The organism is Leptospira gomenensis, assembly GCF_004770155.1.
In the GTDB taxonomy this organism is placed as follows: domain Bacteria; phylum Spirochaetota; class Leptospiria; order Leptospirales; family Leptospiraceae; genus Leptospira; species Leptospira gomenensis.
The window spans coordinates 213,933-229,737 of the sequence record NZ_RQFA01000032.1 but is presented as its reverse complement, the minus strand read 5'-3'; the positions used below and the strand labels follow the sequence as shown (position 1 = coordinate 229,737).

The following is a 15,805-nucleotide window of genomic DNA, read 5'->3' as shown; positions in this document are numbered from 1 at the left end:
CTCTCATTTTTTCCGCACGATCGAATCCCTATCTTATAAGCTGGGGATTCGTATTGTTCGCTTCCCCGAAAAACCGGGCAATCCTTCTTTTTCCATTTTGTTGGAAAACAAAGTCCGATTCGAATACGAATGGGGAATAAGGAAAACGAATGAATGTTTCGGTGATTTTGGCGATCGGCGCCGCGCTCTTATCTTTTTATCTGGTATTACTCGAATCGTATTGGGTCAACGGCGCCCCGCCCGTCTTATTTGCGAACGCGAAAGAATTCGCAAGGATCACATTCGAATCGATAACCGCATATGTTCCCGCAAAATATCTTTCTTTCTTGTTCGGATGTTTTTGGATACCGGTCTACGCAAGTCTCTTGTTCTCCATACGAGAGTTAAAAAAAAACGGAACCGTATCGGAGCGTTTTTCGAAAGAAAGCGGATTTCCGACGAAGTTTTTTTTGGCGGCGATCGCCGTCGCTTGGATCGGAAACGGATCGGAGTTTCTTTTAAGGGAAAACGGAACGACCGGATTTCGGTTTGTCTGGATCGAAGCGGGAATCGTTTGTTTGTTTGTCTTGGGAATCGGCTTCTGGGGGATTCGGATGCGAGTCGAAAACGGAAGGATCGGAGCCTTTCTCACGGTCTTAGCCGTAGGATCGCTTTTCGTCGGATATAATTTCCATCCGTTTTCACGAGGAACACTGTTTGCCCTCTCCGTCGGATTCTGTTTCCTTTTGATCGGCGGAGCATCTTCGCCCTGGATGCTCCGGTTCAGTCGCTGGATCGCCGAACACGCATCGAACCGAAGAATTCTCCTTTTTATAGGTGCTTCGATACTCGTTTCGGGAGCCATGCAATTCCTGGAACAGATGACTCCCGTGGCCGAGGGGACTTCGATACCCGTAAAGTTGGATTTTCGTCCGTTTTCAACGGCAAAAGACGTGGAAACCGTGTTCGGCGTTTACGGGGAAACGGGAAGAAATTTATACTTTTGGGGAAACGTGTTGGATATGATTCTACCGATTCCCGTCTGTTTGATGATCGGATCCATATATTCCCGTTGCGCCGACTACCTCCATTTTCCGAGAATCTGGAATCTTCTGCCGTTCGGATTTCTCGTTTTCGATCCGATCGAAAACGCAATCATGATGTATTTTTTGAACGTTTGGCCTCTCATACCGGAAGGACTTGCCGCTTTTACGGGAACCCTCACCTTTTTGAAGTTAACCTTCGTTCTCCTAGGCTACGCGTTGTTAGCCGTAGGTCTGTTGACTTTTTCGATCCTTTATCTATTTAGGAAATTAAAGAATTCTAAAGTATAGTACAAGATAGAATCGTCGTTACGAAACCGCTAAGATAATATCGTAAATTCGAAATCGAGATTCGATTTATAGATCGGAGTCGTAAAAAACGATCGGAGATTTATAAAAGGACTAAAAGAATCAAAAGTAATCACTCTCTTTGTTTTAAGTTTCGGAATTGTGTAAGGGAAAAAATCCCGACGACACGAACTCCGCTTTGAAAATAAACGTGTGAGGAACTTATGATCTTAAAGTCCTTAAAATGGACAGGAATCTTTTTGTTGATCGTCGTATTGGGTGTAGCGACGTTCACCGTCGCGAGACAAAACGCGAAATACGACGCACCGTATCCGGATGTGGCTTCTTCTTCGGAACCGGCCTTGATCGAACGAGGAAGGCATTTGGCGACGGGGCCAGCGCATTGTGTTGAATGTCATAGCAAGGTATCCGATGGGAATTCCAAAGTTCCGGCTTCACAGCCAGTCCTTTCGGGAGGACGGTTGTTTGCTCTACCCATAGGAGATTTTTACACGCCGAATATCACCCCCGATCCGGAAACGGGAATCGGTAAACTATCCGATCGGGAAATCGCTCGTTCTCTTCGATACGGAGTCCGCGCGGACGGAACGGTCCTTTTCGACTTTATGCCGTTTCATAATACCAGCGACGAGGACCTAACGGCGATTTTATCCTTCCTCAGGAGTTTGCCTCCGCAATCGAATTCGGTTCCGAAACGCGACCTGAATCTGATCGGAAAAGTCCTCAAGGCTTTCTTGGTAAAACCGGTAGGACCTACGGGAGAAGTTTTGAAATCGATCGTTCCCGCAGCGACCGCAGAGTATGGAGAATACTTGGCGGGCAGCGTTGCCAACTGCAACGGATGTCACACCTTAAGAAGCGAGATCGGAGAATATATCGGAGTACCGTATGCGGGAGGGAATCCGATGGAGGAACCGGGAAAGGAAACCTTGATTCCCCCGAATCTAACTCCCCATCCGGAAGGAAGAATTTCCCTTTGGACCGAGGAACAATTCTTAAAACGATTCCGTCTCGGAAAACTTGTGGAACACAGTCATATGCCTTGGGGTTCGTTTTCAAAAATGAGCGATCTGGAATTGAAGGCGATCTATCGATTTTTGAAATCCCTAAAACCCGCCAAAAATCCCGAGTAAAATCGGATTCCTAACAAGGATGTTGCAACCGACCGCTCCGAAATCTTTTGGGAGTTGGTCGGTTTTTTAATTTCTTTTTACGAATTCACTATACAAAAATTGAGTTTTTTTTTCAAACTTTCTTGTAAGAGAAAGTCTAACAAGAACCAAAAGAAGGGAAGGTTTTCAAAAGGCAGAGGACTAGAAAAGGTGGCTCCCCCTGCTGGGCTCGAACCAGCGACCCAGTGATTAACAGTCACTTGCTCTACCGACTGAGCTAAAGGGGAGTATCCTCGGTAGTTAGGCCTATATTTCCAAAAAGGGGCAAGAGCGCAACCTTAATTTGTCGCATTGGCAAGCGTTTTTACCACTTTTTGAGGGAAAAATTTTGAATCTTTGGAAGAGTTGGAGCGAAAAAACGCTTTGGATCATTTTTCCTCTTCCTTAGAGTGACATAATCCCTTCTTACTAGTGTTACGGAGTCTGAGAGCAAATTTATGAAGCTAAACCGCCATTTTACCGTCCCCAAAAACGGAGAATCGGCCACAATTCAGTGGGCGAAACGAAATTCCAGGATTTCCAATCCGGATGGATCGAAAGTTTTCGAGGCAAACGATATCCTCGTTCCAGAGGGTTGGTCCCAAGTCGCAGTGGATATTCTTGCGCAGAAATACTTTCGTAGAAAAGGAGTTCCAAAGTATCTAAAAAAAATACAAGAAGACGGAATTCCGGAGTGGCTTCAAAAATCGGTTCCTGATACGGAAAAACTCGAGTCTCTAAAACCGGAAGATCGTTTCAGCGGAGAAACAAGTGCATTAGAAGTCTTTCATAGACTGGCGGGATGTTGGACGTATTGGGGATACAAATACAAATATTTCTCCGATGAAGAAAGCGCCAAGGTTTTCTATGATGAAATCGTATATATGCTCGCGACTCAGATGGCGGCTCCGAATTCTCCGCAGTGGTTCAACACCGGTCTCAATTGGGCGTACGGAATCGACGGAAAATCCCAAGGCCACTACTACGTCGATCCTGCCACCGGCAAACTCGTAAAATCAGCATCGGCTTACGAACATCCGCAACCGCACGCGTGTTTTATCCAAAGCGTGGACGACGACCTCGTCAACGACGGCGGGATCATGGATCTTTGGGTGCGCGAAGCTCGTCTTTTTAAATACGGTTCCGGAACAGGAACCAACTTTTCCAATTTAAGAGGAGAAAACGAACCTCTTTCGGGCGGAGGAAAAAGCTCCGGTCTGATGAGTTTCTTAAAGATCGGTGATCGTGCCGCAGGTGCGATCAAGTCCGGAGGAACCACTCGCCGCGCGGCGAAGATGGTTTGTCTCGACGTGGATCACCCCGATATCGAAAGTTTTATCGATTGGAAAGTGACCGAAGAGAAAAAAGTAGCTTCTCTCGTAACCGGTTCGATGCTCAACAACCGCCATCTCAATGCGATCATGTCGGCTTGTTACGAGATGGAAACCGAAGATCGTTTCGATCCAAAGAAGAATTCCTCGTTAAAGAAAACAATTCTCGAAGCAAAAAAAGTTCTCATTCCGGACAACTACATCAAACGTGTGATCGACCTTGCCAAACAAGGTTATAAGGAAATTCTTTTTGAAGAATTGACCACCGATTGGCAGTCCGACGCTTACAACACCGTTTCCGGTCAGAACAGCAATAACTCGGTTCGTTTAACGAATGAGTTTATGACCGCCGTGGAACAAGACCAACCTTGGAATCTGTATTTTAGAACCGAAAAGGAAAAAGCAAAAGCGGAAGGACGTAAGGCGAAACCGTCTCAAACCCTTCGCGCCAGAGAACTCTGGGAAAAAATTTCCTACGCGGCATGGGCCAGCGCGGATCCGGGAACTCAGTATCATACGACCATCAACGAATGGCATACTTGTCCGGAAGACGGATCGATCAACGCGTCCAACCCCTGCTCCGAATATATGTTCCTGGACAACACTGCGTGTAACCTCGCCTCCGCGAACTTACAAAAATTCGTAAACCTCGAAACGTTGAACTTCGACGTGGAGGGTTTTCGTTATCTCTGCAGACTTTGGACCATCGTTCTGGAAATCTCCGTGACTATGGCTCAGTTCCCTTCCAAAGAAATCGCAGAACTTTCGTATAAGTTCCGCACGTTAGGACTCGGTTATGCGAATCTCGGTTCCGTTCTGATGATTCTCGGGATTCCTTACGATTCTCAAGAAGCGATGGCGATCACAGGTGCGATCTCTTCCATCATGCACATGACCGCGTATGCGACTTCCGCGGAAATGGCAAAAGAACAAGGCCCGTTTGCCGGTTATGCGAAGAATAAGAAACACATGCTTCGCGTGATCCGCAACCACAAAAGAGCGGCTTACAACGCTCCTTCCGGTGACTACGAAGGTTTAACGATTACCCCCGTGGGAATCAACCCTGCATTCTGCCCTTCTTACATGCTCAAAGCGGCGCAAGAAGATTCGGACTTGGCGTTGGAACTCGGTGAAAAATACGGGTACAGAAATGCTCAAGTCACCGTAATCGCTCCGACAGGAACGATCGGTCTTGTGATGGATTGCGACACCACCGGAATCGAGCCCGACTTTGCTCTTGTGAAGTTTAAAAAACTCGCGGGAGGCGGTTACTTCAAAATCATCAATCAATCCGTTCCTTATGGTCTTAAGAAATTGGGTTATTCTCCTTCCGAGATCGAAGCGATCGTGAACTACTGCAAAGGTCACGCGACTTTGAACGGAGCACCGATCGTAAACACGCAAGCTCTGAAAGAAAAAGGGTTTACGAACGAAATTCTCCAGAAAGTGGAAGCATCGCTTCCTCTTGCCTTCGACATCAACTTCGCGTTCAACAAATTTAATTTAGGCGAAGATTTCCTGACCCGTAACCTCGGAATCGCGAAAGAAATTTTCGACGTTCCCGGCTTTTCTCTTTTGGAATACTTAGGATTCACCAAAGAACAAATCAACAAAGCAAACGATTACGTTTGTGGAACGATGACGATCGAAAACGCTCCATTCTTAAAAGAGAAGGATTATCCCGTTTTCGATTGTGCGAACAAATGCGGTAAATACGGAAAACGTTTCCTTTCTTACGAATCCCATATTCGAATTATGGCTGCGGCTCAACCGTTTATCAGCGGTGCGATTTCCAAAACGATCAATCTTCCCGAAGAAGCGGTCGTGGAAGATATCAAAAACGCGTATTTTCTTTCTTGGAAAATGATGATCAAAGCGAACGCGCTGTACAGAGACGGATCCAAACTTTCGCAACCTCTCAATTCCGTATTAGAACTTTTGAATGGAATCGAAGTGGATGATCAGGATGAGATCCGAGAGGCGATGATCTCCAAGGATCCGGTTCAGATCGCGGAAAAGGTCATCACGAAATACATCTCCCACAGAAGAAAACTTCCGAGCAGAAGGGCGGGATATACGCAGAAAGCGATCGTAGGCGGTCACAAGGTTTATTTAAGAACCGGGGAATACGAAGACGGTCAAATCGGAGAAATCTTTATCGATATGCACAAGGAAGGAGCTGCGTTTAGAAGTTTGATGAACGCGTTCGCTATTTCCGTTTCTCTCGGTTTACAACACGGTGTTCCGTTGGAAGAATACGTGGACGCTTTCACTTTCTTCAAGTTCGAGCCGAACGGAATCGTATCCGGAAACAAACACATCAAAATGAGCACTTCCGTAATCGATTATATCTTCCGGGAGTTGGCGATCACTTATCTCGGAAGATACGACCTCGGTCAAGTGGCTCCGGAAGATTTGAGAGGCGACGAGATCGGTTCTAAAAACGCGACTGCGGAATCCAATCTAAGGGAAAAGGAAGCGGTTTCGGTAGCTCCTACGGCGGCGGTCGTGGAACAACAACCGGTTCCGAAAAAGGAAGTGGAAACGATTTCGTATTCCCAGATGATCACCAAAGAAAGGACTGCGGCTCCAACCGGAATCGCTCTTTTGGAGGAAGTAAAACTCGCGAAGATCAAAGGTTATACAGGAGATTCTTGCTCCGAGTGTGGTTCCTTTGAAATGGTGAGAAACGGATCTTGTTTGAAATGTATGTCTTGTGGTTCGACCACTGGATGTTCTTGAGTAAAAAGGAAAAGGTGATTTTATTTCCCTAAGGTTGTTGTTTTAGGGAAGTAAGTCGATAAAACCCGAATGTCGATTGATTCACATTCGGGTTTTTTTATGCTTCGGATTGTTTCGAGAATTTACCAGACTACGAGAGAATTCGGGAATCCGTTTTATTTTTTCGGAATCTTTTTTATGAAAGTCCTCTTTCGATTCGTATTGAATCCGGTCACTTCAATCTTAAAACGGTCGTCGGATTTTGTTTTTCGTAACTCTAAAGTCCGATAAAACTCCCCCACTTCTTTGTTGTAATCGAAAATCTCCAGCGTTTTCCCCGAAAACAAATTATAAATTTTGAATATACCTTCGTCCGTAGGATATACGGGTGATCCGATTGCGATTCCTAAAACCGTATCGATATGCAGGGCGAACGAACGAATCTCTCCGATTCGATATAAGTTTTTGTCATAAATCCAAAGAAACGTTCCTCCTCCCGTCGTTCCCGTTCGAAAAAAAATCCTATCCGCGTACCAAAAAAGATCATGGCAGGCCATTCCAGGATGAAAACTACTCAGGAGAGGATGATTTTTCTTTTCAAGATCGAATACGCTGAGTCGAAACGATTTTTCGTCGTTTTTTCGATGATATACGACCAATCGACTTTTATCGGGTGATACTACGAATTTTCCGATATTTTCCCAATGCGAAAAACGGCTGATCTGTCGAATTAGATTTCCTTTTCGAAAATAGATCTGTCGATCGTATCCCGTACCATTTATGAAAACGTGGATTTCATTCGACGACGATTTAATAGGATCGGCTCCGGCTGAGAAAGGATGAAAAAGGAAGAACACGAAAAGGAAAGGTGCGGACATTCCCTTACGCATTTATTTTTCCCACTTACGAAACCCGTTTGTATCGATGTGAAATCGGTTGCGAGAATACAATCCGAGTCCGATCTTTCGTTCGGAACCTTTCTGTTGCCAAAGTTCTAAAAGGGAATCTGTCAAAGAATGTCGATCCGTCTTTCGATCGGGAATCATATCCAATGCTGAAAACAAACGATGCCGACTTGACTTGGCTCCTCCAGCCTTTTCGTTGTATTCCGACTCTCTAAATCCGGAAACGACCGTCACCGAACCGATGCTAGGAACGATAAGGTCCCGGATAACTCGTAACGTCGGGAGAATATTCGGCCATAAACTTCGGGGAGGAATCGCAAACGGTTGGGCTTTGGCCTGTCTCCAATCGGTGCCTTGTCTTAGAAGCTGTTCCACGGGAACTACATTCGACAGTTTCCGCTTTTTAAGAAACGTCTCCAGGGCGAGAATTCGTTCCTTGTTTCCGGGACGTTCCTTGAATTCGATCCACTGCTTTTCGGAAGGAGGAGTATGCGGCTGAAAGTCGCAACTAAAAAGAAAGAAAACAAAAGAGGAGATCGTTTTTAAGGTGAGTTTGCTCATTCGAATCGAATCAAACCATAAAAACGATACTCGTAAAATTAAAACGCGATACGTTTCTACCGATCTTTTTAGGGAACAGCCGATGCCGGAGGTCCCGTCAAACCTGGAATTTTTACCTCCGGTTTGTTGATCGTTCCCAAAATGGGAATACATTTGCCGCCGCTTTGTTTTTCCAATAAGGTCAGCATATCGGAGATATCCTGTCTTTCCAAGGCGAAGTTTCTATCGAGTTCGAGACAGATTCTCAGATTGAGCTGCGAAAAAGTAATGTTCTCGGCCAAACGTATATTACCGGAAATGTCGAATCGAGCGATCGAAGTGTCCAACGTGAAGTCGTTAAACGTAAGACTGCCGGATTGAAGATTCACTTTGGCGATGAACTTTTTAATATTAATATTCTTTAATTCGCCTAACAACGGAATTTCGGGTAGCTCGTAGACTAGACCGGAAGAGCCCGCCGGAATCTCTATATCAAGATTGCCGTTGATTCTTGAAATGCCGTCGTTTACATTTTCGAACTTACCCTGCCCTTCCAGGTATCGGTTGATTTTGAGAAGAGGTCCGTTTTCCGTATCGATCTTGAGGGCTTCGATCTTGAATTTGCCGTCGAACTTTCGTTTCATAAGACCGAATAAGGAGGTTTTTAATACCGTTTCGTCGGTTTTAACCTTAAAATTCGAGGCGGTAGAGATTTCCAAACTATCGAACGTTAGGTTTCCAAGAACGGAAAGTTTCATGTCGCGGAACTGGATGATCGTTCCTGTTTGAGAGGACGAAGAATTGACCGAACTTCGAACGATTTCGTCTAACGGAAAAAGCCAAAGCGAAAAGACGAGAAAGGAAACGGTTCCTATTCCGATCAGGATCAGCTTTTGTTTTAACGTAAATCGGGGGACGGTTTCCTCCTCCGATTCCTGCAATTCGAGGGTAAGGAATTCCTCCTCCTCCGGGCTCATCGCGGTTTCTTCCTGGAATTCTTCTTCTTTTTTCATCGTTTAGCGCCCGTTAGACGGCTGTATGTGGATAACTTCAGGTTTACGTCGTAAACTTCCTTTCCCTGAAAAGGTTTTCGAAAATTCAGATATTCCACTCTCGCGTTGACCATCTTATTTTTCTCTATGTCGTAAATCAGGCGGACTATATTATCCAGGGTTACGGATCGAAAGTTGATATCTATCGTGATCCGGTTGTATTTTTTATCCTCGACCGCGTTCGAGTCCTTCATCGTGGAAATTTTTTCTTTCAATCCGTATTTTACGAAAATTTCGTCGAGTTTGGCATACAACGCGCTAACGTCCGTTTCTCCGCCAGTTGAATCCAGGGAGCGAAAATCGTTGAACTCCTGGATGATCTTGTCTAGTTTTACCGGAGCGGTCCTCGAATCCTGCACACGTTCGGAAAGTCCCTGGCGAAGTGTGACCACTTTACGTACCGCTAAAAAAAGAATTAGGAGCAGAATCAGACCGATTCCGCCCAATACGAGAAGCCTTTCCCTTGGTTCCAATTTTTCAAGCATGGCGACTAAAAAGACTCCTCCGAAGAAACCGGTTTATTCACCACTTTCATCGTGATCGTGAACGATACTTTGTACGCCTTCACTCCCTGCATCAATCGTTTGTTCGTGATTTCTATATCCTTGAACATCGGCGATTTTTCGAGGGACCTTTGTACGATTCCGATTTCGCTGAATTCGTTCACTCTTCCGGCGATTTTGACGAGATCCTGGTCGTAATCGAATTGGTCCAACTGGAATGGTTGCATATCCGACGAAGGAAAATTCATCGAAAGTTCGAAAAGAATATCCAGAATACTCGGTTTGCTCAGATATAACCTGTATATCTCGGTCTTCTTTTTCTCTTCATTTTTTAGTTTATTTGCATATTCTAATATATCAAAATCTTCCGGGGCGGATCTTCCGAACCCTTTCTGGAATTTTTCGGCGAGAGATTTTTCACTCGCGCTTAATTTTCGTTTATCGACGACGATTCCCACGAAAAAGACGGTGATCAATATGAACAAGGAAATCCCGGAAACGATGATATGCGGACGAAACTGGTCGAAATTCAGGATGTTCTTGTTGATTCTTTTTACGTGAGGCGTGTCGATAAAATCGACTTTGTCCTTTTTCGAGAAGCCGAAATGATATCCCATTCCGAAACAATTGGAAAATGTGTCTCCGTCCAAAGGAAGAAAATCGTATCTTCTTGTGATTAACCCCAAGGAATCTCCGAATACGGAATCGAGTCCCCGGATTTTACTTCCAGCGCCCGAAAGATACAAAACCTCCGGACGTTCGGTTTCGTTTAGGGAAATGATACTTCTTTGAATTTCGGAACTGAGTCGCTCGGCAAATTTGGATGCGCTTTGAAACGCTTTTTTAATATCCGCTACTTTGAGTTTGAATTCTTTTGCGAAAAGGTTGAGTCCGTCTTCTTCTCCCGCAAACGGCTCGAATTGTAACGAGAGTTTGATCGCTTCCGCTTTTTCAAAGGGGATTTTAAGATCGGAGGCGATCTGTTCCGTGAGTGTGTCTCCACCTAACGAAATATATCTAGTATGCGCCACTTTTCCTTCGGAAAGAATATTGAGAATCGTAACTCTTCCGCCGATGTCCGCCTGCGCGCAGTTTTTATGTACGATTTCTTTGTTTGTATGTTCGGTGATCACCGAGGACAAACTTACCGAGTCCACGAACAAACCTCGAAAGACTATGTTCGACCCCAGAAAAGGAGAAGTGATGAAGTCCAACTCGCTGTGGTGCGCGGAGTAAGCGATCACGTCCGATTTTTCCTGATCGATTCTCCAAATGTTTCCCGTAACTTCGACCGTTTCCATGGGAAACGGAATCCGGTTTTCCACTTCGAAAGGAATCACTTCGCGAACCGCTTTGACGGTTGTCAACGGAATGTGTAACTCACGCACGAAAAGTCTGTCCAAAGGAAGGTTGAGTAGAATACTCGTTTCTCCGGGAAAATAGGAGTTGATAAAACGAAGAACGTTGTGTTTGTACTCGTCCTCTTCTCCGTGAACGATCGGCATGATTTCCGAACGGAGAATGCTCAATTTTCCCAGAACTTTCTGGAAGAGAATTCCCTTGATCGTACTCGTTCCGTAATCGATGGCGAGAAATTGATCGTAAATAAACATCTGTTTTAATCTTCCATGTAATAAAGCATCACATTGTTGGTCAGGTCGAAAATCCCCGTGATTCTACGGATCGTTTTCCCCACTTGGCCGACCGCTACGATTCGGAACACTTCCCCTTTGGTTTTCACCCTTCCGCCGGAAACGTCCGTTCCTTCTCCGGCTAATTCCTTATACAAAGTAAGTCCTCCCGCCGTAGGGATTTGGAATTCCTGAAACTTTTCTATGTCCTTCAATTCCTTGATATAACCGCCCTGCTCGAGTTTGAATTTTAGAATCCGCATTGCGGCCTGTTTGGTCATAAAATCGGATAAAGACATCAAAACAAAATATGGCGCGGCGTTCAAGTTGATTCTATCGTCCGAGTTTTGTCCCGCAGGAATATACGCGGTCACGTTGTTTGCGAGAACGAAATCGTTGTCTCCGATCAAAGCCTTCTCTTCCTCGGATTGGAATGCGTTCGAGTATTTCTGATCGTAGTCCGCGGGTTTTAAAGAGCCGTAAACCGTATCCCGATCGAAACCTTTTATGGAAACCAATTCGGAAAGGGAATACATAAAAGAATTCTTATTTTTCCGAGGGGGTTTGAGCGAGGCGTAATACGCGTCCTCCGCGCCTCCTCCCGTTTCCTGAAGGTCCGTGTCCATCCAATCGAAAATAGGAAATAATTTTTCCCGTTTGATTCCTAATTTGTCGAAAAGACGGGAAATCATTTCCACGGACCGCAAATTCTGTTGATTGTCGTCTTGATTCAGAAGCGAATTCAGATTGATCTTGCCGTCCTCCGAACTGATCTTGTAGTAGATCGTTCCTCCACCCATCGGCAACGGGGGTGGGTTGAGGGCGATTCCGCTTTTGTACAGATATTCTTCGGGAATTTTTTTAAGCGCACCGAGCGCGCCCTGAAATCCGGCCTTGGCGAGTAACAAAGCCCGGAATCCGTCCGCGTCCGCTTGCGCTATCCTCCTTTCCCCGAGCGCTCTTTCCCCGAATTCCGTAGCCGTATAAAACGAGGCGGTACCGATCGCCATCACCAAAATGACTACCATGAATCCCTGTTTCGATTTTCGTTTCGGATGCGGGGAGTTGCGGACGACGGAAGTCTCTCTATCATCCGATTGTATTCGAATATATTGAAATTTTAATATATTACTTAAAAAGGATTCCGGGGAACGCAAGCGTTTCATAACGGACCTCCTTCTTTCCGGAGTTTACGATCAGTTCTATCCGGATCAGTCTCGGTAAGACCTTTGTGAGTTTGGAATCCCATTCGTCTTCCCACTTCGCTCCGGTTCTGGAATACTTGAGTTGAAAACTTTTTACGTAGTTGAGAAGCACATACTCCGTTCCTCCCGATTTCGGATAACGGTCCACCATTTCGTCTTCCCTTCGAATCAGTACGTTGTAATTCGGATCCTCCTGCATCGGTTTTAGGTAAAACGAAACTTCCCGAACTTCCGGCATCGAGGTTTCCTCCGAATTAGGGTGAGTGGCCGCGAAGTCGAGTCGGTCTTTTCGTTCGCCGGCTCTACCGTCGTTCTTACCTACAAAAATCAACCTTCTTTGCGTCTGATGGAAAAAAGACATCGATATAGTACTTCGTATGTTCTCCATCGTAAGAAGAATATCCCGTTTCGCGGCTCCTCCGGGAGAAGAAGATTCTCGCGAGATTCGTAAGGAAGTATAGTACGTGGAAAAAATTCCGGTGAAGATCACGCCGAGGAGCATAACGACGACTGAAATCTCGATCAGGGTGAAACCGGCTCTCATTCTTTTTTTTCTGAAAATTCGAAAGTCCATGTTCATGAGTAATCTTTAATATTGTGCGGATTTGAAGGTTTCCGCCGTGTAGGCTTCCGTTCCGCTTCCGGTCGGGTATTTGATCGTAACCTTGATCCTGAATACGCGGATGATTCCTGCCGTGGAGGAGCCTTGATTGGCCTGTCCGGAACGACGCATGATGAGTTTGTTCATTTCGGAATCCCTTCCTCCTAAAAGATCCTCCGGTTTTTTTCCTTCTTTGCCCGCCAACTTTAGGAGATCCATGTCCTCTTCTCCGATTACGGTTTCGAAGCTGTAACCGGGATAACCGGGAATTTCTCCTGTGGTTTTATCGGATTGAAGTACGGAAACGGAATCGATCTGCGCCATTTTTATCTTCGCCAAATGTACGGCGTTGGAAACGACGGCCGCCATTCTTTGTTGTTTGATTCCGTTCGAGATTACCATGTACGTGTATGTCATGGCAATTCCGGCTAACGCAAGAGCTATGGAAACTTCGACCAAATTGAAGCCATGGCGGAAATTCGAAATGAAAACCGTCGAACGGAATTTACGGTTGTTGTTGTTCGTTTTCATCCTGTTCTTTCCATTTTTTGTCCGTGCTCAAGTTCGAGGAAGTATGGAATTGTTCCCCCTCCAAGACCGCCGCTTTTCCTCCGTATCGATAGACGACTAATGTCTGATAGATGGAGGGATCGTTTCCCAAGTGAACGCTGTAATCTGCCGCGATTCCCAAATACGTGTAAGGAACTCTGACGATCCCTTTTGTATAACGGAAGCCGCGTATATCGACGATGTCGATGATCTCGGAGTTGTAAGGAAGTTTTTTCGGTTTAAAAATCGGTTCCTCTTTTAATCCGCCTTCGTCTCTCACGATCTTTTTTACCGTATACGTGTCGTTATCTATGTCCAACTCGAGGACCATAGTCGTGTTGGTCAGTATGGATTTTCGATAACAGAATTCTGCGGCTTGTTTGAGTGTTTGTGCCGCGTCCGTGGTGGAAGGGAGTATGAAGTTTTTAGCGGTATTCCCGAGAATCGTGATTAGACCGGCTATGATGGTGCCGACTATGATGAACTCGATGAGCGTGTATCCTTTCCGGATATTGTTTACTTTCATAACCGGAAAGGAAGGTATAGTTTATTTTCTGCGGAAATCGGAAGGGTATTCGTCTTCGTTGAGGATATTGAAGTCAGCATTTTTTCCTTCCCCGCCTTCTTGTTTATCCTTTCCTAAAGTGAACAATTGAACGTCCCCGTTTGCGTCCCGTTTGAGTTTATACGTATTTCCCCAGGGGTCGTTGATGGCCGCTTTTTTGGACAGGATCGGCTTCCAATCTTCGGGAACTTCTCCCGTCGTCGGTTTCTCCACAAGTGCTTCCAAACCTTGTTCGTCCGTAGGGTAAGAACCGTATCTCTGTGCATAACGTTCCAAATGAGATTGGATTTCGTAGGCGTCTTTTTTCAACTTTAGGGCCGCGGTGTCGTCGCTGATTTCACCCGGTTTAAAGTTGGAATAAACAAGAGCGATCAGTGCGCCTAAGATAATCACGACCACAGCGAGTTCGATCAGTGTCAGACCCTTTCTGTATTTTCTTTTTAATTTGGGCAGATTCAATGGGATTCTCCTTATTCTAAATCAAGTATTATATATTCTGAAGTTGCTGCGTCAAGTTGTACATCGGAACCATGATCGAAGCCATGATGGTCCCGATGACGAGACCCATCACGACGATCATCAAAGGTTCCATCGATTGTGTCATCGTTTTGATGGCCGTGTCCACTTCCGTATCGTAAATATCGGCGAGTTTGTTCATCATTTCCGGAACCCGATCCGAAACTTCGCCCGCAGCGATCATCCCGATCACCATCTGGGGAAGAATCGCCGATCCGCTGAAGGAAGCGGATAATTTTTCCCCTTCTTTGATTCGTTCCACGGCGGTTTTGATCTCTTCGCCGAAAATGGAATGATCCACGATTTTTTCCACGATCGTAAGCGTCGTGATTAGGGGAACCCGATTGCTCAAAAGAATTCCGATATTTCTTGCGAAGCTGCTTACGAGAACCTTTCTCGACAAAGAACCCAGGATCGGAACCTTCAAAAGGAACTCGTCCCAATTTCTTTTACCCTTGGGGGTATTTTTGTAATAGATAAAACCGGACACACTTCCCAAGCCGAGTGCGAGAAGGAGCCACCAAAAACCGATCAAAATATCGGAGACTCCGATTACGATTCGGGTGATGAGAGGCAGTTTTGCGTCGAATTGTAAAAATAATTCCTGAATTTGAGGAATTACGACGGTTAACAAAAAGATCGTCACGAAGATCGAGAGGGAACCCATGATAAACGGATACACCATCGCCACTTGAACCTTTGCTTTGAGTTCGCTGGATTTTTCCTCCAATTCGGCAAGTCGCGTCAAGGTCGCTTCGTAGTCTCCGGTTTTTTCTCCCACCGCAACCAAAGAGGGAAACTGACTAGGAAACACATCCGGATGTTTTTTCATCGCATCGGAAAGCGAAGCGCCTTCGGTGATGCTTGCCTGCATACCTGTGATGATCTTTCGAAAACTCTGATTGTCCGTCTGTTCTACGATGCTCGAAAGGGATTTATCCAAGGGAATTCCCGCTCCGAGTAAGGTGGCAAGTTGTCTTGAAAAAAGTCCGACTTCTTTTCTCGGAATTCTATAAAAATATTTCGCTAAAAACGGAAACAGTTCCCGGTCTTTTTTTTCGGAATCTTCCGAAATGTTTCGAACATACAGACCTTTGTTTTTAAGTTTGGATCGGGCCGCTTGCAAGGACGCAGCGTCGATAATTCCCTTCTCTTCCTTCCCCTTTTTGTTGAACGCTACGTACGAATAAATTGCCATAGTATG

General features: G+C 45.5%; 14 protein-coding genes and 1 tRNA gene. 3 read left to right on the top strand and 12 right to left on the bottom strand.

Annotated features, from left to right (window positions below; translation table 11 throughout):
- The first annotated feature begins 149 nt into the window (after window positions 1-149).
- Both EHQ17_RS07725 and EHQ17_RS07720 read left to right on the top strand, forming a co-directional pair.
- Window positions 150-1,313, top strand: coding sequence for a hypothetical protein (locus tag EHQ17_RS07725; RefSeq protein ID WP_135594219.1), 1,164 nt, complete (start codon window positions 150-152; stop codon window positions 1,311-1,313).
- Window positions 1,314-1,534: 221 nt separating this feature from the next.
- Window positions 1,535-2,464: a cytochrome c family protein gene (locus EHQ17_RS07720; RefSeq protein WP_135594217.1), complete on the top strand. Its 930-nt coding sequence runs from the start codon at window positions 1,535-1,537 to the stop codon at window positions 2,462-2,464.
- A gap of 190 nt (window positions 2,465-2,654) precedes the next feature.
- On the opposite strand, the gene EHQ17_RS07715 is transcribed toward EHQ17_RS07720, so the two are convergent.
- Window positions 2,655-2,730: transfer RNA gene (locus tag EHQ17_RS07715), tRNA-Asn, on the bottom strand.
- Window positions 2,731-2,940: 210 nt separating this feature from the next.
- On the opposite strand from EHQ17_RS07715, the gene EHQ17_RS07710 reads away from it, so the two are divergent.
- Window positions 2,941-6,555, top strand: coding sequence for a vitamin B12-dependent ribonucleotide reductase (locus EHQ17_RS07710; protein ID WP_135594215.1), 3,615 nt, complete (start codon window positions 2,941-2,943; stop codon window positions 6,553-6,555).
- A gap of 155 nt (window positions 6,556-6,710) precedes the next feature.
- Here EHQ17_RS07710 and EHQ17_RS20135 read toward each other — a convergent pair whose 3' ends face one another.
- The 11 genes from EHQ17_RS20135 to EHQ17_RS07655 form a co-directional block, all read right to left on the bottom strand.
- Window positions 6,711-7,424, bottom strand: coding sequence for a hypothetical protein (locus tag EHQ17_RS20135; RefSeq protein ID WP_246057443.1), 714 nt, complete (start codon window positions 7,422-7,424; stop codon window positions 6,711-6,713).
- Entirely contained in the window at window positions 7,425-8,000 is a 576-nt protein-coding gene (locus tag EHQ17_RS07700; protein ID WP_135594213.1) for a D-Ala-D-Ala carboxypeptidase family metallohydrolase, read from the bottom strand.
- Between the two features lie 68 nt (window positions 8,001-8,068).
- Window positions 8,069-8,992, bottom strand: a complete 924-nt coding sequence (gene gspN / locus EHQ17_RS07695) for a type II secretion system protein GspN (protein WP_135594211.1) — start codon at window positions 8,990-8,992, stop codon at window positions 8,069-8,071.
- A complete protein-coding gene (locus tag EHQ17_RS07690; RefSeq protein WP_135594209.1) occupies window positions 8,989-9,516 on the bottom strand; it encodes a hypothetical protein in 528 nt (175 codons plus the stop codon). Before EHQ17_RS07690 ends, gspN begins: the two co-directional genes overlap by 4 nt.
- 5 nt (window positions 9,517-9,521) lie before the next feature.
- Window positions 9,522-11,147 carry a pilus assembly protein PilM gene (gene pilM / locus EHQ17_RS07685; RefSeq protein WP_135594207.1) on the bottom strand — a complete coding sequence of 542 codons (1,626 nt, stop codon included), beginning with the start codon at window positions 11,145-11,147 and terminating at the stop codon, window positions 9,522-9,524.
- Between the two features lie 5 nt (window positions 11,148-11,152).
- A complete protein-coding gene (locus tag EHQ17_RS07680) occupies window positions 11,153-12,268 on the bottom strand; it encodes a type II secretion system minor pseudopilin (protein WP_425460686.1) in 1,116 nt (371 codons plus the stop codon).
- A 25-nt stretch (window positions 12,269-12,293) separates the two neighbouring features.
- Window positions 12,294-12,914 (bottom strand): type II secretion system protein GspJ, encoded by a 621-nt coding sequence (locus EHQ17_RS07675; RefSeq protein WP_135594205.1) that lies wholly within the window; start codon window positions 12,912-12,914, stop codon window positions 12,294-12,296.
- A gap of 45 nt (window positions 12,915-12,959) precedes the next feature.
- Window positions 12,960-13,502: a type II secretion system protein gene (locus EHQ17_RS07670; protein WP_135594203.1), complete on the bottom strand. Its 543-nt coding sequence runs from the start codon at window positions 13,500-13,502 to the stop codon at window positions 12,960-12,962.
- Window positions 13,477-14,046 carry a prepilin-type cleavage/methylation domain-containing protein gene (locus tag EHQ17_RS07665; protein WP_135594202.1) on the bottom strand — a complete coding sequence of 190 codons (570 nt, stop codon included), beginning with the start codon at window positions 14,044-14,046 and terminating at the stop codon, window positions 13,477-13,479. The genes EHQ17_RS07670 and EHQ17_RS07665 overlap by 26 nt, the downstream gene beginning before the upstream one ends.
- 21 nt (window positions 14,047-14,067) lie before the next feature.
- Window positions 14,068-14,544, bottom strand: a complete 477-nt coding sequence (gene gspG / locus EHQ17_RS07660) for a type II secretion system major pseudopilin GspG (RefSeq protein WP_135594200.1) — start codon at window positions 14,542-14,544, stop codon at window positions 14,068-14,070.
- Window positions 14,545-14,572: 28 nt separating this feature from the next.
- On the bottom strand, window positions 14,573-15,799 hold the full coding sequence (locus EHQ17_RS07655; protein WP_135594198.1) for a type II secretion system F family protein: 1,227 nt from the start codon (window positions 15,797-15,799) through the stop codon (window positions 14,573-14,575).
- Window positions 15,800-15,805 lie beyond the last annotated feature (6 nt).